This window comes from Macromonas bipunctata, from assembly GCF_002837135.1.
GTDB lineage: Bacteria > Pseudomonadota > Gammaproteobacteria > Burkholderiales > Burkholderiaceae_C > Macromonas_A > Macromonas_A bipunctata.
The window spans coordinates 35029-55824 of sequence record NZ_NWBQ01000030.1; the positions used below are offsets into that span (position 1 = coordinate 35029).

21 protein-coding genes are annotated in these 20796 nt (G+C 64.2%); 17 read left to right on the forward strand and 4 right to left on the reverse strand.

Translation table 11 applies throughout. From position 1 onward, the window contains the following. Window positions 1-20: 20 nt before the first annotated feature. The 16 genes from CON76_RS04895 (at window position 21) to ampE (ending at window position 16121) form a co-directional block, all read left to right on the forward strand. Window positions 21-500: a NuoB/complex I 20 kDa subunit family protein gene (locus CON76_RS04895; RefSeq protein WP_101102228.1), complete on the forward strand. Its 480-nt coding sequence runs from the start codon at window positions 21-23 to the stop codon at window positions 498-500. A gap of 19 nt (window positions 501-519) precedes the next feature. Further along, window positions 520-1131, forward strand: coding sequence for an NADH-quinone oxidoreductase subunit C (locus CON76_RS04900; RefSeq protein WP_101102229.1), 612 nt, complete (start codon window positions 520-522; stop codon window positions 1129-1131). Window positions 1132-1160: 29 nt separating this feature from the next. After that, entirely contained in the window at window positions 1161-2414 is a 1254-nt protein-coding gene (locus CON76_RS04905; RefSeq protein ID WP_101102230.1) for an NADH-quinone oxidoreductase subunit D, read from the forward strand. Further along, entirely contained in the window at window positions 2411-2935 is a 525-nt protein-coding gene (gene nuoE, locus CON76_RS04910; protein ID WP_101102231.1) for an NADH-quinone oxidoreductase subunit NuoE, read from the forward strand. Before CON76_RS04905 ends, nuoE begins: the two co-directional genes overlap by 4 nt. After that, window positions 2932-4284: an NADH-quinone oxidoreductase subunit NuoF gene (gene nuoF / locus CON76_RS04915; protein ID WP_101102232.1), complete on the forward strand. Its 1353-nt coding sequence runs from the start codon at window positions 2932-2934 to the stop codon at window positions 4282-4284. Before nuoE ends, nuoF begins: the two co-directional genes overlap by 4 nt. Window positions 4285-4296: 12 nt before the next feature. Further along, window positions 4297-6423, forward strand: a complete 2127-nt coding sequence (nuoG, locus tag CON76_RS04920) for an NADH-quinone oxidoreductase subunit NuoG (protein WP_101102233.1) — start codon at window positions 4297-4299, stop codon at window positions 6421-6423. After that, window positions 6420-7496: an NADH-quinone oxidoreductase subunit NuoH gene (nuoH, locus tag CON76_RS04925; protein ID WP_101102234.1), complete on the forward strand. Its 1077-nt coding sequence runs from the start codon at window positions 6420-6422 to the stop codon at window positions 7494-7496. The genes nuoG and nuoH overlap by 4 nt, the downstream gene beginning before the upstream one ends. Window positions 7497-7517: 21 nt before the next feature. Next, on the forward strand, window positions 7518-8027 hold the full coding sequence (gene nuoI, locus CON76_RS04930; RefSeq protein ID WP_101102235.1) for an NADH-quinone oxidoreductase subunit NuoI: 510 nt from the start codon (window positions 7518-7520) through the stop codon (window positions 8025-8027). A gap of 26 nt (window positions 8028-8053) precedes the next feature. Further along, complete coding sequence (locus CON76_RS04935; RefSeq protein WP_101102236.1) at window positions 8054-8701, forward strand: NADH-quinone oxidoreductase subunit J; 648 nt, start codon at window positions 8054-8056, stop codon at window positions 8699-8701. Continuing rightward, complete coding sequence (nuoK, locus tag CON76_RS04940; RefSeq protein WP_101102237.1) at window positions 8698-9006, forward strand: NADH-quinone oxidoreductase subunit NuoK; 309 nt, start codon at window positions 8698-8700, stop codon at window positions 9004-9006. The genes CON76_RS04935 and nuoK overlap by 4 nt, the downstream gene beginning before the upstream one ends. A 32-nt stretch (window positions 9007-9038) precedes the next feature. Continuing rightward, entirely contained in the window at window positions 9039-11078 is a 2040-nt protein-coding gene (nuoL, locus tag CON76_RS04945) for an NADH-quinone oxidoreductase subunit L (RefSeq protein WP_101102238.1), read from the forward strand. Between the two features lie 13 nt (window positions 11079-11091). Continuing rightward, complete coding sequence (locus CON76_RS04950; RefSeq protein ID WP_101102239.1) at window positions 11092-12567, forward strand: NADH-quinone oxidoreductase subunit M; 1476 nt, start codon at window positions 11092-11094, stop codon at window positions 12565-12567. Between the two features lie 33 nt (window positions 12568-12600). Continuing rightward, a complete protein-coding gene (gene nuoN, locus CON76_RS04955; RefSeq protein WP_101102240.1) occupies window positions 12601-14103 on the forward strand; it encodes an NADH-quinone oxidoreductase subunit NuoN in 1503 nt (500 codons plus the stop codon). A gap of 43 nt (window positions 14104-14146) precedes the next feature. After that, window positions 14147-14455, forward strand: a complete 309-nt coding sequence (locus CON76_RS04960; RefSeq protein WP_101102241.1) for a DUF2818 family protein — start codon at window positions 14147-14149, stop codon at window positions 14453-14455. 69 nt (window positions 14456-14524) lie between these two features. Next, window positions 14525-15187, forward strand: coding sequence for a CoA pyrophosphatase (locus CON76_RS04965; protein ID WP_101102243.1), 663 nt, complete (start codon window positions 14525-14527; stop codon window positions 15185-15187). Between the two features lie 31 nt (window positions 15188-15218). Then, entirely contained in the window at window positions 15219-16121 is a 903-nt protein-coding gene (gene ampE / locus CON76_RS04970; RefSeq protein ID WP_101102245.1) for a regulatory signaling modulator protein AmpE, read from the forward strand. 27 nt (window positions 16122-16148) lie between these two features. On the opposite strand, the gene rsgA is transcribed toward ampE, so the two are convergent. Together rsgA and CON76_RS04980 are read right to left on the reverse strand one after the other, a co-directional pair. Continuing rightward, a complete protein-coding gene (rsgA, locus tag CON76_RS04975) occupies window positions 16149-17063 on the reverse strand; it encodes a ribosome small subunit-dependent GTPase A (RefSeq protein WP_101102247.1) in 915 nt (304 codons plus the stop codon). Further along, window positions 17060-18337 (reverse strand): M48 family metallopeptidase, encoded by a 1278-nt coding sequence (locus CON76_RS04980; protein ID WP_101102249.1) that lies wholly within the window; start codon window positions 18335-18337, stop codon window positions 17060-17062. The genes rsgA and CON76_RS04980 overlap by 4 nt, the downstream gene beginning before the upstream one ends. 71 nt (window positions 18338-18408) lie before the next feature. On the opposite strand from CON76_RS04980, the gene orn reads away from it, so the two are divergent. Beyond that, window positions 18409-19062, forward strand: a complete 654-nt coding sequence (gene orn / locus CON76_RS04985) for an oligoribonuclease (RefSeq protein ID WP_101102251.1) — start codon at window positions 18409-18411, stop codon at window positions 19060-19062. Here the strand turns inward: orn and CON76_RS04990 are convergent. Together CON76_RS04990 and CON76_RS04995 are read right to left on the reverse strand one after the other, a co-directional pair. Then, window positions 19059-20069: an inorganic phosphate transporter gene (locus CON76_RS04990; protein WP_101102253.1), complete on the reverse strand. Its 1011-nt coding sequence runs from the start codon at window positions 20067-20069 to the stop codon at window positions 19059-19061. The genes orn and CON76_RS04990 overlap by 4 nt on opposite strands. A 15-nt stretch (window positions 20070-20084) precedes the next feature. Then, window positions 20085-20732, reverse strand: coding sequence for a DUF47 domain-containing protein (locus CON76_RS04995; protein ID WP_101102255.1), 648 nt, complete (start codon window positions 20730-20732; stop codon window positions 20085-20087). Between the last annotated feature and the right edge of the window lie 64 nt (window positions 20733-20796).

Below are 20796 nucleotides of genomic sequence, written 5' to 3' on the forward strand. Positions count from 1 at the left end.
CAAAAACATCGGAGCCACACATGATTGAAGGCGTTTTCAAGGAAGGCTTTGTCACCACCAGCTACGACTCGGTGGTGAATTGGGCCAAGACCGGTTCCCTGTGGCCCATGACCTTCGGTCTGGCCTGCTGCGCGGTCGAGATGATGCACGCGGCCGCCGCGCGCTACGACATCGGCCGCTTCGGTGCCGAGGTGTTCCGCGCCAGCCCGCGTCAGTCCGACCTGATGATCGTGGCCGGCACGCTGTGCAACAAGATGGCCCCGGCCCTGCGCAAGGTGTACGACCAGATGGCCGAGCCGCGCTGGGTGCTGTCGATGGGCTCATGTGCCAATGGCGGCGGCTACTACCACTACAGCTATTCCGTGGTGCGCGGCTGCGACCGCATCGTGCCGGTGGACGTCTATGTGCCGGGTTGTCCGCCCACGGCCGAGGCGCTGATCTACGGCATCATGCAGCTGCAGCAGAAGATCCGCCGCACCAACACCATTGCCCGCGTTTGAGCGGCAGGGAGTCTTTCAGATGACGGTTGAAACCTCCATTGCGCCCGAGGCGCTCAAGCAACACCTGGTCGCCTGCCTGGGCGACCATTTGCTGTCGGCTGAAGTCAAGTTGGGTGAAGTCACCCTGACCGTGTCTCCTGCCCATTACCTGGCGGCCATGCAACAGTTGCGTGATGCCGCCGGTTGCCGTTTCGAGCAGCTGATCGACCTGTGCGGCATGGACTACTCCACCTACCGCGACGGTCTGTGGGAAGGCCAGCGTTTTGGCGTGGTGGTGCACCTGCTGTCCGTCAGCCTGAACCAGCGCGTGCGCGTGCAGGTGTTCTGTGCCGACGATGACTTTCCCGTGGTGGCGTCCGTCAACAGCTTGTGGTCGTCGGCCAACTGGTACGAGCGCGAGGCGTTCGACCTGTACGGCATCGTGTTCGAGGGCCACAACGACCTGCGCCGCATCCTGACCGACTACGGCTTCATCGGCCACCCGTTCCGCAAGGATTTCCCGTTGTCGGGCCACGTCGAAATGCGTTACGACACCGAACGTCGCCGCGTCATCTACGAGCCTGTCACCATCGAGCCGCGCGAGATCACCCCGCGCATCATTCGCGAAGACAACTACGGAGGCCTGCATTGAGGGACTGACCCCCTCAGAGCAAACCCGTTATGGCTGAAATCAAGAACTACACCCTCAACTTTGGTCCGCAGCACCCGGCTGCGCACGGTGTGTTGCGTCTGGTGCTCGAACTCGACGGCGAAGTCGTGCAGCGCGCCGACCCGCACATCGGGCTGCTGCACCGCGCAACCGAAAAGCTGGCCGAGCATAAGACCTTCATCCAGTCGCTGCCCTACATGGACCGGCTGGACTACGTGTCGATGATGTGCAACGAGCACGCCTACTGCCTGGCGATCGAGAAGCTGCTGGGCATCGAGGTGCCCATCCGCGCCCAGTACATCCGCGTGATGTTCAGCGAAATCACTCGCATGCTCAACCACCTGATGTGGCTGGGTTCGCACGGCAACGACTGCGGCAGCTCCACCATCCTGATTTACGCCTTCCGCGAGCGCGAAGACCTGTTCGACATGTACGAGGCGGTGTCGGGGGCGCGCATGCACGCGGCCTACTTCCGTCCGGGTGGCGTGTACCGCGACCTGCCGGACACGATGCCGCAGTACAAGGCCAACAAAATCCGCAACGGCCGTGCCATCGATGAGCTGAACCAGAACCGCCAGGGTTCGCTGCTGGATTTCATCGACGACTTCACCCAGCGTTTCCCGACCTACCTGGCCGAGTACCACACGCTGCTGACCGACAACCGGATCTGGAAGCAGCGTACCGTGGGTATCGGCGTGGTGCCGCCCGAGCGTGCCCTGAACCTGGGCATGACCGGCCCCATGCTGCGCGGCTCTGGCATCGCCTGGGATCTGCGCAAGAAGCAGCCCTACGACGTGTACGACCGTGTCGATTTCGACATCCCGGTCGGCAAGACCGGCGACACCTACGACCGCTACTTGGTGCGCATGGAGGAGCTCAAGCAGTCCAACCGCATCATCAAGCAGTGCGTGGACTGGCTGCGCGCCAATCCCGGCCCGGTCATCACCGACAACCACAAGGTGGCCCCGCCGTCGCGCGAATCCATGAAGTCCAGCATGGAAGAGCTGATCCACCACTTCAAGCTATTCACTGAAGGCTTCCACGTGCCCGAGGGCCAGGCCTACGCGGCGGTGGAGCACCCCAAGGGCGAATTCGGCATCTACCTTGTCAGCGATGGTGCCAACAAGCCGTACCGCCTCAAGATCCGTGCCCCCGGCTTTGCCCACCTGGCTACGCTGGATGAGATGGCCAAGGGCCACATGCTGGCCGATGCGGTCGCGATCATCGGCACCATGGACATCGTGTTTGGAGAAATTGACCGATGAGCGCACAGAAAACCACCGTGCAAGCGCAAGCGTTCTCCGCTGCCACGCTGGCACGTTTCGACAAGGAGGTGGCCAAGTACCCTCCCGAGCAGAAGCAGTCGGCCGTTATGGCCTGTTTGTCCATCGTGCAGCAGGAGCAGGGCCACTGCAGCGCCGAGGCCGAGAAAGGCATCGCCGACTACCTGGGCATGCCCCCGATGGCGGTGCACGAGGTCACGACCTTCTACAACATGTACAACCAGCACGCGGTGGGCAAGTTCAAGCTCAACGTGTGCACCAACCTGCCGTGCGTGCTGCGCGATGGCGTCAAGGCGCTGCAGCACCTGGAACGCAAGCTGGGCATCCAGATGGGCGAGACCACGGCCGACGGCCTGTTCACCTTGCAGCAAAGCGAATGCCTGGGTGCTTGCGCCGATTCGCCGGTGATGCTGGTCAACGACCGCCACATGTGCAGTTTCATGAGCAACGACAAGCTGGACCAGCTGATTGACGGTCTGCGCGCTGCGGAGGGCAAGGCATGAACGCCGACCAAGTGTTGCAACAGTTCCAGGCCGCAGGCGTTGAAACCTGCTTCCACGACCGCCACATCAACCCGCAGATCTACGCGGGCCTCAATGGTCGCAACTGGTCGCTCAAGGACTATGAGGCGCGCGGCGGTTACGCTGCGCTGCGCAAGATCCTGGGCCAGGATGGCGGCGAAGGCCTGACGCAGGATCAGGTGATTGCCACGGTCAAGGAATCTGCCTTGCGCGGCCGCGGCGGTGCAGGCTTTCCGACCGGCCTGAAGTGGAGCTTCATGCCGCGCCAGTTCCCAGGCCAGAAGCACCTGGTCTGCAACTCGGACGAGGGCGAGCCCGGTACCTGCAAGGACCGCGACATCCTGATGTACAACCCGCACATCGTGATCGAGGGCATGATCATTGCTGCTTACGCGATGGGCATCTCGGTGGGTTACAACTACATCCACGGCGAGATCTTCCAGGTCTACGAACGCTTCGAAGCTGCGCTGGAAGAGGCGCGTGCCGCTGGTTACTTGGGCAACCACATCATGGGCAGCGCGTTCAGCTTCCAGCTGCACGCCCACCATGGTTTTGGCGCCTACATCTGTGGCGAGGAAACCGCGCTGCTCGAGTCGCTGGAAGGCAAGAAGGGCCAGCCGCGCTTCAAGCCACCGTTTCCGGCCAGCTTTGGCCTGTACGGCAAGCCCACCACCATCAACAACACCGAGACCTTTGCGGCCGTGCCCTGGATCATCCGCAACGGCGGCCAGGCCTACCTCGAATGTGGCAAGCCCAACAACGGTGGCACCAAGATCTTCTCGGTCAGCGGTGACGTGGAGCGTCCGGGCAACTACGAGATCCCGCTGGGCACTCCGTTCAGCAAGCTGCTCGAGCTCGCCGGTGGCGTGCGCACGGGCCGCAAGCTCAAGGCCGTGATTCCGGGCGGTTCGTCCTCGCCGGTGCTGCCCGCGTCCATCATCATGGACTGCACCATGGACTACGACTCCATTGCTAAGGCCGGCTCCATGCTCGGCTCCGGTGCCGTGATCGTGCTGGACGACAGCCGTTGCATGGTCAAGTCGCTGCAGCGCCTGAGCTACTTCTACATGCACGAGTCCTGCGGCCAGTGCACGCCGTGCCGCGAAGGCACCGGCTGGCTGTGGCGCATGGTGGATCGCATCGAAACGGGCCACGGTAAGCCCAGCGACATGCAACTGCTCGACAATGTGGCCGAGAACATCATGGGGCGCACCATTTGCGCGCTGGGTGACGCGGCGGCCATGCCGGTGCGGGGCATGATCAAACATTTCCGGCACGAGTTCGAGCACCACATCGAACACAAAACCTGCATGGTTCCAGCTTACGTCTGAGGTCTTTGGTATATGGTTGAAATCGAACTCGACGGCAAAAAGGTAGAAGTGGCGCCCGGCAGCATGATCATGCACGCGGCCGAGAAAGCCAATACCTACATTCCGCATTTCTGTTACCACAAGAAGCTGTCCATTGCCGCCAGCTGCCGCATGTGCCTGGTGGAAGTGGAAAAGGCGCCCAAGCCCATGCCCGCCTGCGCCACGCCGGTGACGCAGGGCATGATCGTGCGCACCAAATCCGACAAGGCCATCAAGGCGCAGCAGTCGGTGATGGAGTTCCTGCTCATCAACCACCCGCTGGACTGCCCGATCTGCGACCAGGGTGGCGAATGCCAGTTGCAGGATCTGGCCGTGGGCTACGGCGGTGGCGCTTCCCGCTACGAGGAAGAAAAGCGCGTGGTGTTCCACAAGGATGTCGGCCCGCTGATCTCGATGGAAGAGATGAGCCGCTGCATCCACTGCACCCGCTGCGTGCGCTTCGGCCAGGAAATCGCCGGTGTGATGGAACTGGGCATGTCGCACCGTGGCGAGCATGCCGAGATCGAGACCTTTGTCGGCCAGTCGGTTGATTCCGAGCTCTCGGGCAACATGATCGACATCTGCCCCGTGGGTGCCCTGACCAGCAAGCCCTTCCGCTACAGCGCCCGCACTTGGGAGCTGTCGCGCCGCAAGAGCGTCAGTCCGCACGATTCCACCGGTGCCAACCTGATTGTCCAGGTCAAGAACCACAAGGTCATGCGCGTGGTGCCGTTCGAGAACGACGCCGTCAACGAGTGTTGGATCGCCGACCGCGACCGTTTCTCCTACGAGGCCCTCAATGGCGAGGATCGCCTGACGCAGCCCATGCTCAAGCAGGGCGGCGTCTGGAACACCGTGGACTGGCAAACCGCATTGGAATACGTGGCCAACGGCCTCAAGCAGATTCAGGCTAACCACGGTGCCAAGGCCATCGGTGCCTTGGTCAGTCCGCACAGCACGGTCGAAGAACTTGCCCTGGTGGGCGCACTGGTGCGCGGCCTGGGCAGTGAGAACATCGACAGCCGCCTGCGCGCCGCCGACTTCGGCAACGCCGCGCCGGTCGGTCAGGCCCGCTGGCTCGGCTTGCCCATCGCCGAGTTGTCGCTGCTGCAGCGCGTGTTCGTGGTGGGCTCCAGCCTGCGCAAGGATCACCCGTTGTTTGCCCAGCGCATTCGCCAGGCCGCCCGCAAGGGCGCCGTGGTCAGCGCGCTGGTGTCGCAGCCTGAAGACTGGGCCCTGCCGGTGGCGTACACGCTGCAAGCCGCCGCCACCGACTGGGTGCAAGCTCTGGCCGGTGTGGCCGCAGCTGTGGCTGCCCAGCTGGGCGTGGCCGCTCCTGTGCAGGCCACCGCCTGCGACAACGCCGGTGCCATCGCCAAGTCGCTGCTTTCGGGTGAGCGCAAGGCCATCCTGCTGGGCAACGCCGCTGCGCACCATCCGCAAGCTTCCAGCCTGCTGGCCTTGGCACAGTGGATTGCACAACACACCAGTGCCAGCGTTGGCTACCTGACCGAAGCCGCCAACACCGTGGGTGCGCAGCTGGTGCACGCCCTGCCGGGCAAGGACGGCCAGAACGCGGCCCAGATGCTGTCGGGTGGCCTCAAGGCGGCGCTGCTGCTGAACGTGGAGCCGGGTCTGGACACCGCCATCGGTGCGCAAGGTCTGGAAACCGCCGAAATGGTGGTGACCCTGAGCCCGTTCAAGACCAACCTGGACATCAGCGACGTGTTGCTGCCGATCGCACCGTTCAGCGAAACCTCCGGTTCCTTCGTCAACGCCGAAGGTCGGCTGCAGACTTTCAACGCCGTGGTCAAGCCGCTGGGCGAGACCCGTCCGGCCTGGAAAGTGCTGCGCGTGCTGGGCAACTTGCTGGGCCTGCGCGGCTTTGAGCAGGAATCCTCGCAAGCGGTGCTGGCCAGCGCGTTGCCAGGCGTCGAGAACGGCACCCTGGTGGCGCGTTCGCAACTGTCCAACAGCACCCAGGTCGGCATTGTGCTGGCCCCGGCCACCACCGTGCCCTGTGTGGCCTCCATTTACCAGCTGGACGCCCTGGTGCGTCGGGCTCCGTCGCTGCAGGCAACCGCCGACGCACGCGCTGCATCTGAGGGAGTGTGTGCATGATTGACGCTCTGTACAACGGTGGCCTGAACCTGGTGGCTGCCACGTGGTGGACCACCGCCGCTTGGCCGGTGCTGTGGATCCTGCTCAAGATCGTGGCCGTGCTGGCGCCCCTGATGGGTGCGGTGGCCTACCTCACGCTGTGGGAACGCAAGCTGCTGGGCTTCATGCAGGTGCGCTACGGCCCCAACCGCGTGGGCCCCGCCGGTCTGCTGCAGCCCATCGCCGACGCGGTCAAGTTGCTGACCAAGGAGCTGATCAACCCCAGCGCCGCCAGCAACGGCTTGTTCCGCCTGGGCCCCATCATGGCCATCATGCCCGCTCTGGCGGCTTGGGTGGCGATTCCGTTCGGCCCCGAAGCCGTGCTGGCCAATGTCAACGCTGGTTTGCTGGTGATCTTGGCTATCACGTCGATCGAAGTCTACGGCGTCATCATCGCGGGCTGGGCCTCCAACTCCAAGTACGCTTTCCTGGGCGCGCTGCGTGCCTCGGCGCAGATGGTGAGCTACGAAATCGCGATCGGCTTCTGCTTCCTGGTGGTGGTGATGACCGCTGGCAGCCTGAACCTGTCCGACATCGTGGCGTCGCAATCGCGCGGCATGGCCGCCAACATGGGCCTGGGTTTCCTGTCCTGGAACTGGCTGCCGCTGCTGCCCATCTTCATGGTGTACCTGATTTCCGGCGTGGCCGAGACCAACCGCCACCCGTTCGACGTGGTGGAAGGCGAGGCCGAAATCGTGGCCGGCCATATGGTCGAATACTCGGGCATGGGCTTTGCCATCTTCTTCCTGGCCGAATACGCCAGCATGTGGCTGGTGTCCATCCTCGCGGTGCTGATGTTCCTCGGGGGCTGGCTGCCGCCGGTCGAGTTCCTGTCCTTCATTCCGGGCTGGATCTGGCTGGGTCTCAAGACCTTTGTGGTGGTGTCTATGTTCATCTGGATCCGCGCCACGTTCCCGCGCTTCCGCTACGACCAGATCATGCGTCTGGGCTGGAAGATCTTCATCCCGGTCACGATCGTCTGGTTGCTGCTGGTCGCTGGCCTGATGCAGACCTCCTGGAACATCTGGAAATAAGTAAGAGGAGGAGCCACATTCATGTCCGCTACCGCTGTTGCACCCTTTTCTCTGCGCGATTTCTTCAAGAGCTTCTTGCTGGTCGAGCTGTTCAAGGGCATGGCCCTGACGGGCCGCTACGCCCTGCGCCGCAAGGTCACGGTGCAGTTCCCTGAAGAAAAGACACCGTTGTCGCCCCGTTTCCGTGGCTTGCACGCCCAGCGCCGCTACGAGAACGGCGAGGAGCGCTGCATCGCCTGCAAGCTGTGCGAGGCCGTCTGCCCGGCGATGGCCATCACCATCGAAGCCGCGCAGCGCGACGACGGCACCCGCCGCACCACCCGCTACGACATCGACTTGACCAAGTGCATCTTCTGCGGTTTCTGCGAGGAGGCCTGCCCGGTCGATGCCATTGTCGAGACCCAGATCCTGGAGTACCACGGTGAGAAGCGTGGCGACCTCTACTTCACCAAGGACATGCTGCTGGCGGTGGGTGACCGTTACGAGCAAGATATCGCTGCCGCCAAGGCCGCTGATGCCAAGTACCGTTGACGGCCCGCTGAGAACCGAGAATACCTATGGACTACCAGACTGGCTTTTTTTACCTGTTTTCAGCGGTGCTGCTGTTTGCGGCCTTCCGCGTCGTCACGGCGCGCAACCCCGTGCACGCGGTGTTGTACATGATGCTGGCTTTCTCGCAGGCGGCAGCGGTGTGGCTGCTGCTCAAGGCAGAGTTCCTCGGCATTACCCTGGTGCTGGTGTACCTGGGTGCGGTGATGGTGCTGTTCCTGTTCGTGGTGATGATGCTGGACATCAACATTGATGTCATGCGCGAGGGCTTCTGGAAGAACTTCCCGCTTGCGCTGGTGTTGGGCGGCCTGGTCACGGCCGAGCTGGCGGTGGTGCTGTGGACGGGCTTCCCGACCCTGACCCTGAACGAGACGGCGGCCGCTTCGGCCATGCACATGCCCGACCACTCCAACACCCGCGAGCTGGGCAAGCTGCTCTATACCCAGTACCGCTTCCCCATCCACATTGCCGCCACCGTGCTGCTGGTGGCCATGTTTGCCGCGATTGCTATGACGCTGCGTGCGCGCAAGGACAGCAAGGCGATCGACCCGGGCATCCAGGTGCGTGTGCGTGCGGCCGACCGCCTGAGCGTGGTGCAACTGCCGGCCACCCGTCCGGCAGCAACCGAAACCGTGGCCGAAGAGGTGAAATCATGAGTCTGACGCTGGGCCATTTCCTGACAGTGGGCGCGATCCTGTTTGCGCTCTCGGTGGTGGGCATCTTTCTGAACCGCAAGAACCTCATCGTGCTGCTGATGGCCATCGAACTGATGCTGCTGGCGGTCAACATGAACTTCGTCGCTTTCTCGCACTACCTGGGCGACATGCAAGGTCAGGTGTTCGTGTTCTTTATTCTGACCGTGGCAGCGGCCGAGTCGGCGATTGGTCTGGCCATCCTGGTGCTGCTGTTCCGCAACAAGTCGTCCATCAACGTGGATGAGCTCAACACGCTCAAGGGCTAACCGCTCGCGGGTTCTATGCTGAAGTGACAACAATGAGTACAAGCCTTTCTGCAAGCACACTGCTGGCGGTGCCGTTGGCGCCCCTGGTGGGTTCGGCATTGGCCGGCATACTGGGCACCAAGCTTGGTGGCAACGTCCTGGGGCGCCGTGCGGCCCATTCCCTCACCATCCTGGGCGTGTTTGTCGCCTTCGTGCTGTCGGCGCTGACGCTCAAGAGCGTGGCGCTGGACGGTGCGCGTTTCAACGAGACCCTCTACCAGTGGATGGTGGTGGGCGGTCTGAAGATGGAAATCGGCTTCATGGTCGATGGCCTGACGGCGATGATGATGTGCGTGGTGACGTTCGTGTCGCTGATGGTGCACATCTACACCATGGGCTACATGGAAGAGGACGCGGGCTACAACCGCTTCTTCTCCTACATCTCGCTGTTCACCTTCTCGATGCTGATGCTGGTGATGAGCAACAACCTGCTGCAGCTGTTCTTCGGCTGGGAGGCGGTGGGTCTGGTGTCGTACCTGCTGATCGGTTTCTGGTTCAACAAGCCCAGCGCGATCTTCGCCAACATGAAGGCCTTCCTGGTCAACCGTGTCGGTGACTTCGGCTTCATCTTGGGTATCGGCCTGCTGGCGGCCTACACCGGCTCGCTCAACTACACCGAGATCTTTGCCAAGGCGCCGGAGCTGGCAGGCATTGCCTTCCCGTGGTACATGTTTGGCCAGGAGGCCTTGTTGGTGACGGTGATCGGCATCTGCCTGTTCATTGGTGCGATGGGCAAGTCGGCCCAGTTCCCGCTGCACGTCTGGCTGCCCGATTCAATGGAAGGCCCGACCCCGATCTCGGCGCTGATCCACGCTGCCACCATGGTGACGGCCGGTATCTTCATGGTCGCGCGCATGTCGCCGATCTATGAGTTGAGCGACACTGCGCTGAATTTCATCCTGGTGATCGGTGCCATCACCGCGCTGTTCATGGGTTTCCTGGGTATCATCCAGAACGACATCAAGCGCGTGATCGCGTACTCCACGCTGTCGCAGCTGGGCTACATGACGGTGGCGCTGGGCGCATCGGCCTATTCGGTGGCGGTGTTCCACCTGATGACGCACGCCTTCTTCAAGGCGCTGCTGTTCTTGGGCGCGGGCTCGGTCATCATGGGCATGCACCACAACCAGGACATCCGCTGGATGGGCGGCGTGCGCAAGTACATGCCCATCACCTGGATCACCTTCGTGCTGGGCACGCTGGCCCTGATCGGTACGCCGTTCTTCTCGGGTTTCTACTCCAAGGACAGCATCATCGAGGCGGTGCATTTCAGCAACCTGCCCGCCGCTGGTTTTGCCCACTTTGCGGTGCTGGCTGGTGTGTTCGTGACCTCGTTCTACTCGTTCCGCGTCTACTTCCTGGTGTTCCACGGCAAGGAGCGTTACGACCAGAACCCGGACGCGCACCACGATGACCACCACCACGACGATCATGGCCACCACGGTGACGGCAAGCCGCACGAGTCGCCCTGGGTGGTGACGCTGCCGCTGGCCTTGCTGGCGGTGCCGTCGGTGCTGATTGGCTACTTCACCATTGAGCCGATGCTGTTTGGCGCCTTCCTGCAGGATGCCATCACCGTCAACCCGGCGTTGCACCCGGCCATGAGCCGGTTTGCTGAGGTCTTCCACGGTCCGCTGGCGATGGCGTCGCACGCCTTGTCCACGCCGCCGCTGTACCTGGCGCTGGGCGGTGCGGTGACCGCGTGGTACATGTACCTGATCAATCCCGCCGTGCCAGCCTTCTGCGCGCGTGTCCTGCGCCCGCTGATCGTGGTGCTGGAGAACAAGTACTTCATGGACTGGATCAACGAGAACATCATCGCCAAGTCGGCCCGTGGCCTGGGCGTGGCGCTGTGGAAGGGTGGCGACCGCGCCATCATCGAAGGTGGCGTGGTCAACATGAGCTGGAAGATCGTGGGTCTGGTGTCCGCCTTGGCGCGCCGTGCCCAGACCGGTTACCTGTACCACTACGCGTTCGTGATGATTGCCGGCGTGCTGGCTTTCATGACCTACTTTGTATGGCTCGCCAAATAAGGAGAAAAACAACATGGGTTTGCTGAGCCTTGCAATCTGGACGCCGATCGTCTTCGGTGTGCTGCTGCTGACGTTGGGATGTGAAAAGCAAGCCGGGCTGGTGCGCTGGCTGGCCCTGTTGGGCGCGCTGCTGGGTCTGGCCGTGACGGTGCCGATCTACACCGGCTTTGAAATTGGCAGCGCCGCCATGCAGATGGTGGAAAAGTCGGTCTGGATCGACCGCTTCAACATCCATTACCACTTGGCGGTGGACGGCATCTCGCTGTGGCTGGTGCTGCTGACCGCCTTCATCACCGTGGTGGTGGTGGTGGCGGGCTGGGAAGTCATCACCGAGCGCGTGAACCAGTACATGGGCGCGTTCCTGATCCTGTCGGGCCTGATGATCGGTGTCTTCACCGCCGCCGATGCGATGCTGTTCTACGTCTTCTTCGAAGCCACGCTGATCCCGATGTACCTGATCATCGGCATCTGGGGTGGCCCGAACAAGATCTACGCCGCGTTTAAGTTTTTCCTCTACACCTTGCTCGGCTCGCTGCTGATGCTGGTGGCGCTGATCTACCTGTACAACGTCTCGGGCGGCAGTTTCGACCTGGCCGCGTGGCACAAGCTGCCGCTGGGTGCGACCCCGCAGACGCTGCTGTTCTTTGCCTTCTTTGCCGCCTTTGCCGTGAAGGTGCCGATGTGGCCGGTGCACACCTGGCTGCCGGACGTGCACGTGGAAGCCCCCACCGGTGGCTCCGCCGTGCTGGCGGCCATCATGCTCAAGCTGGGTGCCTACGGCTTCCTGCGCTTCTCGCTGCCGATCGCGCCCGATGCGTCGCACGAGTGGGCGGGCCTGATGATCGGCCTGTCGCTGGTGGCCGTGATCTACGTCGGCCTGGTGGCGATGGTGCAGCAGGACATGAAGAAGCTGGTGGCGTACTCTTCCGTGGCGCACATGGGCTTTGTCTCGCTGGGTTTCTTCCTGTTCAACGACTTGTCGGTGTCGGGTGCGATCGTGCAGATGATTGCGCACGGTTTTGTCTCGGCGGCGATGTTCCTGGGCATTGGCGTGCTGTACGACCGCATGCACTCGCGTGAGATCGCCGACTACGGCGGTGTCATCAACACCATGCCCAAGTTTGCGGCCTTTGCGTTGCTGTTCACCATGGCCAACGCTGGCCTGCCGGGCACTGCGGGCTTTGTGGGTGAATGGATGGTGATTCTGGGTGCGGTGCAGGCCAACTTCTGGGTCGGTGTGGCCGCAGCGTCGGCGCTGATTTTCGGGGCTTCCTACTCGTTGTGGATGTTCAAGCGTGTGTACCTGGGCCCGGTTGGCAACGACCACGTCAAGGAACTGACCGACATCAACGCGCGCGAATTCCTGGTGATGACGGTGCTGGCGGTGATGGTGCTGTACATGGGTATTCACCCCAAACCCTTTACGGATGTGTTGACGCCCTCGGTGACGGAGTTGCTCCAGCACGTGGCGGTCTCCAAGCTGAAGTAAACGCTGTCCCCAACCAATCGAAAGAATACAACGATGACTGACAGTCCCAACTGGGCCACGGTGTACCCAGAGCTGCTTTTGCTCGGGATGGCCTGCGTGATTGCCCTGTTCGACCTGGTGGTAAAGACCCCGCTGCGCGGCTCCACCTACCGTTTGACCTTGCTGACGCTGGGGGTGGTGGCGGTGCTGGAGGCCATGCTGGCCACCAGCGGCGAGATCCTGCACGGCTTCGGTGGCATGGTGGTCAGCGATCCGATGGGCGCCTGGCTCAAGTGCTTTGCCTCGCTGGCGATGATGGTCACGCTGGTCTATGGCCGGCCCTACGCCGGGGCGCGCGACATGTTGCGCGGTGGCGAGTTCTTCACGCTGTCGATGTTTGCGTTGCTGGGCATGTTCGTGATGATCTCGGGCCACAGCTTCCTGATGATTTACATGGGCCTGGAACTGCTGACGCTGTCGAGCTACGCGCTGGTGGCGTTGCGCCGCGACGACCTGCGCGCCAGCGAAGCCGCGATGAAGTACTTTGTGCTGGGCGCGCTGGCCAGTGGCTTCCTGCTGTACGGCCTGTCGCTGGTGTACGGTGCCACCGGTTCGCTCAACGTGCCGGTGGTGGCCCAAGCCATTGCCGATCAGGTGGGCCAGGGTCAGCCGCTGTCGCAGGTGCTGGTGCTGGGCCTGGTGTTCGTGGTGGCGGGTCTGGCGTTCAAGCTGGGCGTGGTGCCGTTCCACATGTGGGTGCCGGACGTGTACCACGGCGCGCCCACGGCCATCACGCTGATGGTGGGTGGTGCCCCGAAGCTGGCCGCGTTCGCGATCGTGATGCGCCTGCTGGTGGAAGGCATGTTGCCGCTGGCGATCGACTGGCAGCAGATGCTGATGGTGCTGGCCGTGGTGTCGCTGCTGGTGGGCAACCTGGCGGCGGTGGCACAGACCAACCTCAAGCGCATGCTGGCGTTCTCGACCGTGGCGCAGATGGGTTTCATGCTGCTGGCCTTTGTGGCCGGGGTGGTGGGTGCCGACCAAGGCAACATGGCCAACGCCTACAGTGCGGGCATGTTCTACGTCATCACCTATGTGCTGACCACGCTGGCCACGTTTGGCGTGATCCTGCTGCTGGCGCGCGATGGCTTCGAATCCGAAGAGCTGGCCGACTTGGCGGGCCTGAACCAGCGCAGCCCGCTGTACGCCGGCGTGATGGCGGCCTGCATGTTCTCGCTGGCCGGCGTGCCGCCGTTGGTGGGGTTCTACGCCAAGCTGTCGGTGCTGCAGGCGCTGCTGGAAGCCGGTGGTGGCATTTACGTTGGCCTGTCGGTGTTTGCGGTGCTGATGTCGCTGATTGGTGCGTTCTACTACCTGCGCGTGGTCAAGGTCATGTACTTTGACGTGCCGACCCAGACTGCTGCCGTGCGCGCGCCGCTGGATGTGCGTGCGGTGCTGTCGGTCAACGGCGCCCTGGTGCTGGTGCTGGGCATCGTGCCCGGCGGCCTGATGACGCTGTGCAGCCAGGCCATCCAGACCATGCTGGCCCGCGCCTGAGCGCGGCTACCGCCCACAGGCCTGCAGTCGGAGTTGTTACACCATGAACCTCGATCTGTCGATCGGTGTCCTGATTGCGGCGGCCTTGCTGCTGGCCAACCTCCCGTTCCTGAATGAACGTTGGCTGGCGTGTGGCCCCCGCGCCCGCGCAGGGGCCAAGAACCTGTTCCAGCGCTTGCTGGAGCTGGTGCTGTGCTATGTGCTGACGGGCGCCCTGGGCCTGGCGCTGGAGCAGTCGGCCGGGCAGATCGCACCGCAGGGCTGGGAGTTCTACGCCATCACCGCGTCGCTGTTTTTGACGCTGGCGTTTCCCGGCTTTGTGTACCGCTACCTGTCGTCGCACCGGCGTTGAGGTGCTGGCAGCGGCAACCGCCTGCTGAGCACCACCCGCTGCACGCGGTTCCGGCACAGCCTGCTTCCCATGTTTGATCCGCGTCAGGCGCCTGCAGTGCGCGCCAGTGCCCATCTGCCCCCCGTGGCACCGCACCGGTTGACGCCAGCGGGGTTGCGGCGTCACTTTGCCCAGCCGCCGGTGTGGACGCCTGAAGTCCGTGCCGAGCCCGCGCTGTCGGCACGCGTGCCGGCCGCTGCTGCGGTGCTGGTGCCCATCTTGGCGCACTCCCAAGGCACCACCGTATTGCTGACCCAGCGCGCGGCTCACCTGAACGCCCACGCCGGGCAGATTGCCTTTCCTGGTGGTCGGGTTGATGCGACCGACGCCGATGTGGTGGCCACGGCCTTGCGCGAGGCGCAGGAGGAGATTGCCCTGGCTGCCGCGTACGTGGAGGTGCTGGGGCTGTTGCCGCCGTACACCACCGCCACCGCCTACGTGGTCACGCCCGTGGTGGCGCTGGTGGATGTGGGTGCCACGTGGTGGCCGCATCCGGGCGAGGTGGCCGAGGTGTTCGAGGTGCCGCTGCCGTTCCTGATGGATCCGGCCAACCACGTGTCGCAGACGCTGGCGTGGGACGGCCGGCTGCGCCACTGGTTTGCCATGCCGTACCACGACGGCAAGGCCGAACGCTACATCTGGGGCGCCACCGCCGGCATGTTGCGCAACCTGTACCGTTGCCTGTCGGCCTGAAAAATGGCCGGTACGCCGCTATCATGCGGCCATGAACTTCTTTGCAATTTTCACGGCCCTGCTGCTGGAGCACGCCCGTCCGCTGGGCGATGGCAGCCTGGTGCAGGCCAACACGCGGCTTTGGATCCGCCGTGTGCAGCACTGGCTGGACGCCGGGCAATTGCCCCACGCCTGGGTGGCCTGGGCGCTGGCGGTGGGCGCGCCGGCGCTGGTGTACGGGGTGCTGTCGTACTTCAGCCTGTTGCTGGCGTTTGCGTGGCTGGTGGTGGTGCTGTACCTCACGGTCGGGCTGCGCCAGTTCAGCGCGCGTTTCATGGTGGTGCGCGAGGCGCTGGAGGCGGGCGACGAGGTGCGCGCCCACGCCGCGCTGGCCGCCTGGCAGCAGCTTGACATCAGCGAGGTGCAGCGCCCGCAACTGCTGCGCCAGACGGTGGAGTACGCGGTGCTGGCCGTGCACCGGCACGTGTTTGGCGTGCTGGCGTGTTTTGTGGTGTTTGCTGCGCTGGGCCTGGGGCCAGCGGGGGCGGTGGCCTACCACATGGCGGTGCACGTGCGCCGGGCATGGCACTTTTCGGCCACCGGCAGCACCTCCAGCGATGTGCTGCAGCGCGTGGCGGCGCAGGCGTGGCACTGGCTCGACTACCTGCCCGCGCGCGCGACCGCACTGGCGTTTGCGGTGGTGGGCAATTTCGAGGAAGCGATTGCCAGCTGGCGCCAGGAGGCGCACCGCTTTACCGACGCCAATGACGGCGTGGTGCTGGCCGCCACCTCGGGCGCGCTCCATGTGCGTCTGGGCGAGTCGGGCGTGGTGTTCGACGACGGGCGTGAGCCCCAGCTGCTGCACCTGGCCAGCGTGATGGGGCTGGTGTGGCGCAGCGTGGTGCTGTGGCTGATGGTAATGGCGCTGATGTGGCTGGCCCGCGTGGTGCATTGAACCGTTGCCGGAGCAGCTCTCGCCACATCAGTACTTGGGCGCCGACAGCTCGCTGAACAGTTCGCCGTAGATGCGGTAGCGCGTTTCGTGGATGCCCGCTGGGCCGTCTTGGCCCACCGCCGTGCGTGCCGCGCAGCCGGGCTCGTGCAAATGGGTGCAGTTGTAGAAGCGGCACTGGCCCAGGTGCTGGGCAAAGTCGGGCATCAGGCGCGCCAGCTCGGTCGGGGCGATGTGGTGCAGGCCAAATTCCTGGAAGCCCGGTGAATCGATCAGCGCGGTGTGGCGTGCGTCGTCCGTCCAGTACCAGGTGGTGCTGGTGGTGGTGTGCTTGCCGGAATTGAGAGCGCGCGAGATGCCGTTGGTCTGCGCCTGCGCGTGCGGCACCAGCCGGTTGACCAGCGTGCTTTTGCCCACACCCGACGGCCCGAGCACCAGCGTGCTGCGCTGGTGCAGGTGCTGCTGCAGCGTGGCTATGCTGTCGTGGTCGTCCAGGCTCAGGCACAGCGGCAGCACGGTGATGCCCATGTCGCGGTAGGGCACCAGCCGCTGCCAGGCGCGTTCAAACAGCGGGCCCAGGTCGCTTTTGTTGAGCACCACCAGCGCGGGGATGTGCTCGGCGGCGGCGGCCACCAGGGCGCGCGTGAGCTGGTGTTCGGAGAATTCGGGCTCGGCGGCCAGCAGGATCAGCACTTGGTCCAGGTTGGCGGCGAAGGACTTGGTGCGGATTTCGTCCTGCCGGTACAGCAGGTTGCGCCGGGGTTGCAGCCGCTCGATGGTGCCTTCGTCGGTGCTGGGCAGCCACAGCACCTGGTCGCCGACCACGGCCTGGCTTTTCTTGCCGCGCGGGTGGCACAGCACGCGTTCGCCGTCGGGGGTTTCGATCAGGCAGTGGCGGCCGTGGGTGGCAACCACCAGGCCGGGTTGTAACAAGGCAGAAGTCATGCAAGGGTGTTCAGGCGGGCCAGCCGTTCGTGGGCGGGCGGGTGGGAGTAGTAGAAGCGCGCGTACCAGGGGTCGGGCGTGAGGGTGCTGGCATTGTCTTGGTAGAGCCGGAGCAGGGCGGCGCGTAGGTCGGCGGCACTGCTGTGCTGCGCGGCGTAGGCATCGGCTTCAAATTCGTGCTGGCGCGACTGCTGGCTCAACAGCGGCGTGGCAAAGAAGGTGAACAGCGGCGCACTCAGGAGCAGCAGCAACAGGGCCAGCGCGCTGTTGGCGCTGTCGAGGTTAGGGATCACGCCCAGACCGAGGTAGAACCAGGGCTGGTCGATGAGCCAGCCCAGCAGGGCAAAGCCCAGCCCGCTGGCCACCAGCATCATCCCCACCCGTTGCACGATGTGATGGTGTTTGAGGTGGCCCAGTTCGTGGGCCAGCACGGCGTCGATTTGCGCGGGCGTGAGCTGCGCCAGCAGGGTATCGAAGAACACCACCCGCTTGGCCGGGCCCAGCCCGGTGAAGTAGGCGTTGGCGTGGCTGCTGCGCTTGCTGCCGTCCATGACGTAGATGCCTTGGGCGCGCAGGCCGCTGCGCTGCAGCAGGGCCTCGATGCGGGTGCGCAGGGCGTCGTCCTGCAAGGGCTGGAATTGGTTGAACAGCGGCGCGATCACGGTGGGGTAGAGCACCAGCAACAGCAGGTTGAACCCGGCCCACAGCGCCCAGGCCCACAGCCACCAGGTGGTACCGGCGCTGCCCATGAGCCACAGCAGTGCCGCCGCCAGCGGCAGGCCCAGCACCGCGCCCAGCAGCAGGCCCTTGGCCTGGTCGCCCAGCCACAGGCCCACGCTGCTGCGGTTGAAGCCAAAGCGTGCCTCCAGCCGGAAGGTGCGGTACCAGGCCCACGGCAGTTCCAGCACGGTGCTGACAAGAAAGAAGCCGCCCAGCAGCGCCACTTGCTGCACCAGGCCAGGGCCCAGCCAGACCAGCAGCGTCTGGTTGAGTGCGTGCAGCCCGCCCAGCAAGGCCCACACCACCAGCAGCGCCGCATGCCAGGGCAGCTCCAGCCCGTCCAGCCGCAGCTTGGCGATGGTGTAGTCGGCGGCCTTCTGGTGTGCGGCCAAGGGAATGTGTTCGGCAAAGGCGGCGGGCACCTGGTGGCGGTGTTGTGCCACGTGGCGCAGCTGCCGACGGTTGAGGGTGTGGCGGCCCAGCGTGTACAGCAGCAGCACGCCACAAAACACCAGGCTCCACACCGGAGCCCACGACGACGAAGCAAGGATCATGGGGGGTGAGTCTAGCGAAAGCCGAGGCCTGGGCGTGGTGGCCGCGCGCAAATCAAGGAAAATCTCAGGGTATGACCCTGCCCGACCCCACTACCATCGCCCCTGTGGCCACACCTGACACCCGACCCACTGCGGCAGCCGCCAGCGCGCTGCCGGTGTTGCCCAAGAGCGACCTCAACCTGGTGTGGCTGGACTGTGAGATGAGCGGGCTTGACCCCGACAAGGAGCGCCTGCTGGAGATTGCAGTGGTGGTGACTGGCCCGCACCTGGAGCCACGCATTGAAGGCCCGGTGCTCGTCATCCACCAGAGCGACGAACTGCTGGGTCAGATGGACGCCTGGAACCGGGGCGCGCACAAGCGCAGCGGCCTGATCGACAAGGTCAAGGCCAGCACGCTGACCGAGGAGCAGGCGCAGGAGCAGCTGCTGCACTTCATCCGGCAATACGTGCCCAAGGGCAAGGCGCTGATGTGCGGCAACAGCATCGGGCAGGACCGGCGCTTTCTGGTCAAGTACATGCCCAAGCTGGCGGCATATTTCCACTACCGCAACCTGGATGTGAGCACTTTGAAGGAGCTGGCGCGGCGCTGGCAGCCCGAGGTCTACAGCGCCTTCAAGAAGCACCAGCTGCACACCGCGCTGGCCGACGTGCACGAGTCCATCGACGAACTCGCGCACTACCGCCAGCACTGGCTGCGCAGTGCCAGCCCCGCTCCAACCGCCTAAAACAGCGACAGGCTGAGCCAGTAGCCCAGTGCGGCCACGCAGGCCGAGGCCGGGATGGTCAGGATCCAGGCCCACACGATGTTGCCCGCTACGCCCCAGCGCACGGCGCTGGCGCGCTGCACCGAACCCACGCCCACAATCGCGCCGGTGATGGTGTGGGTGGTGGACACCGGCACGCCCAGCCCGGTGGCGATGAACAGCGTCAGCGCGCCGCCGGTCTCGGCACAGAAGCCGCCCACGGGCTTGAGCTTGGTGATCTTCTGGCCCATGGTCTTGACAATGCGCCAGCCACCGAACATGGTGCCCACGCCTATGGCCACGTAGCACGACACGATGACCCAGGTGGCGGGGGCGGCGTCGGTGCTGGAGGCGTAGCCGGTGGAGATCAGCAGCATCCAGATGATGCCGATGGTCTTTTGCGCGTCGTTGCCGCCGTGGCCCAGGCTGTAGGCGCCGGCCGACACCAGTTGCAGGCGGCGGAACCAGCGGTCCACCCGCGCCGGTGTGGTGCGGCGGCAGATCCAGGCCACCAGCACCATCATCAGCGAGCCGAAGATGAAGCCCAGCAGCGGCGACACAAAGATGAACGCTACCGTGCGCACGATGCCGGTGGCCACCAGCGCACCGGTGCCCGCCTTGGCAATCACCGCGCCCACAATGCCGCCAATCAGCGCGTGCGAGGAGCTGCTGGGAATGCCGTAGTACCAGGTGATGACGTTCCAGGTGATGGCGCCGCTGAGCGCGCCAAACACCACGTGCACATCCACCACGCCCGGGCTGGCGATGCCCTTGCCCACCGTGGCCGCCACGCTGAGGTGGAAGATGAAGATGGCCACGAAGTTGAAGAAGGCCGCAAACACCACCGCCTGGGCGGGCTTGAGCACGCCGGTGGACACGACCGTGGCAATCGAGTTGGCCGCGTCGTGGAAGCCGTTCATGAAGTCGAACACCAGGGCCGGCGCCACCAGCAGCATGACGACCCACAGGGCCGTTTGAACCGTTGTCATGGGGGGGCTCCGGTGTCAGGCGTTCTCGAGGACCACGCCCTCGATCAGGTTGGCGACCTCCTCGCACTCGTCGCTGATGGTCTCGAGCAACTGGTACACGGTCTTGAGCTTGATGACCTCACGCATATCGGGTTCATCGCGGAACAGGTTGCCCATGGCCACGCGCAGCACGCGGTTGGCGTCGGCTTCGAGCTGGGCCACCTCGGCGCAGATCTTGAGCACGGCCTCGGCGGTGGGGGCGTGGGACACCTTGCCCAGTAGCGCCATGGCCGATTGCAGGTGTTCACAGCACCGCACGCTGATCTCGGTCAGGCGCCGGATCTCGTCGGTGATGTGGCGCACGTCGTACAGCGCCATGCTCTCGGCGCAGTGCTGGATGGCGTCCAGCACACTTTCCATGCCGGTGATGAGGCCGTGGATCTGCTCGCGGTCAATCGGGGTGATGAAGGTCTGGTGGACGAGCTGCTGGATTTGTTGCGCCGTGCGGTCGGCGGCGCGCTCGGCCTCATCCACGGTCTGGTTGTGCTTCTCGCGTTCAGCCAGGTCTGTGTAGCGCGCCACCATGTCGGAAAAAGCACGTACCGCCACCACGGTGTGGTCGGCATGCTGGTTGAACATCTCGAAAAAATTGCCTTCTTTGGGCAACAGCTTGCCAAACAGCATGCGGGACTCCTGGTCGGATTTGGTGTCAAAAATGTGACGAACGGGTGAAATCTGGGTGAATTTT

Bases quoted from the DNA above. Each gene is read 5' to 3' on its own strand.
- CON76_RS04895 (WP_101102228.1), top strand. From the start codon at position 21: ATGATTGAAGGCGTTTTCAAGGAAGGCTTTGTCACCACCAGCTACGAC.
- CON76_RS04900 (WP_101102229.1), top strand. From the start codon at position 520: ATGACGGTTGAAACCTCCATTGCGCCCGAGGCGCTCAAGCAACACCTG.
- CON76_RS04905 (WP_101102230.1), top strand. From the start codon at position 1,161: ATGGCTGAAATCAAGAACTACACCCTCAACTTTGGTCCGCAGCACCCG.
- nuoE (WP_101102231.1), top strand. From the start codon at position 2,411: ATGAGCGCACAGAAAACCACCGTGCAAGCGCAAGCGTTCTCCGCTGCC.
- nuoF (WP_101102232.1), top strand. From the start codon at position 2,932: ATGAACGCCGACCAAGTGTTGCAACAGTTCCAGGCCGCAGGCGTTGAA.
- nuoG (WP_101102233.1), top strand. From the start codon at position 4,297: ATGGTTGAAATCGAACTCGACGGCAAAAAGGTAGAAGTGGCGCCCGGC.
- nuoH (WP_101102234.1), top strand. From the start codon at position 6,420: ATGATTGACGCTCTGTACAACGGTGGCCTGAACCTGGTGGCTGCCACG.
- nuoI (WP_101102235.1), top strand. From the start codon at position 7,518: ATGTCCGCTACCGCTGTTGCACCCTTTTCTCTGCGCGATTTCTTCAAG.
- CON76_RS04935 (WP_101102236.1), top strand. From the start codon at position 8,054: ATGGACTACCAGACTGGCTTTTTTTACCTGTTTTCAGCGGTGCTGCTG.
- nuoK (WP_101102237.1), top strand. From the start codon at position 8,698: ATGAGTCTGACGCTGGGCCATTTCCTGACAGTGGGCGCGATCCTGTTT.
- nuoL (WP_101102238.1), top strand. From the start codon at position 9,039: ATGAGTACAAGCCTTTCTGCAAGCACACTGCTGGCGGTGCCGTTGGCG.
- CON76_RS04950 (WP_101102239.1), top strand. From the start codon at position 11,092: ATGGGTTTGCTGAGCCTTGCAATCTGGACGCCGATCGTCTTCGGTGTG.
- nuoN (WP_101102240.1), top strand. From the start codon at position 12,601: ATGACTGACAGTCCCAACTGGGCCACGGTGTACCCAGAGCTGCTTTTG.
- CON76_RS04960 (WP_101102241.1), top strand. From the start codon at position 14,147: ATGAACCTCGATCTGTCGATCGGTGTCCTGATTGCGGCGGCCTTGCTG.
- CON76_RS04965 (WP_101102243.1), top strand. From the start codon at position 14,525: ATGTTTGATCCGCGTCAGGCGCCTGCAGTGCGCGCCAGTGCCCATCTG.
- ampE (WP_101102245.1), top strand. From the start codon at position 15,219: ATGAACTTCTTTGCAATTTTCACGGCCCTGCTGCTGGAGCACGCCCGT.
- rsgA (WP_101102247.1), bottom strand. From the start codon at position 17,063: ATGACTTCTGCCTTGTTACAACCCGGCCTGGTGGTTGCCACCCACGGC.
- CON76_RS04980 (WP_101102249.1), bottom strand. From the start codon at position 18,337: ATGATCCTTGCTTCGTCGTCGTGGGCTCCGGTGTGGAGCCTGGTGTTT.
- orn (WP_101102251.1), top strand. From the start codon at position 18,409: ATGACCCTGCCCGACCCCACTACCATCGCCCCTGTGGCCACACCTGAC.
- CON76_RS04990 (WP_101102253.1), bottom strand. From the start codon at position 20,069: ATGACAACGGTTCAAACGGCCCTGTGGGTCGTCATGCTGCTGGTGGCG.
- CON76_RS04995 (WP_101102255.1), bottom strand. From the start codon at position 20,732: ATGCTGTTTGGCAAGCTGTTGCCCAAAGAAGGCAATTTTTTCGAGATG.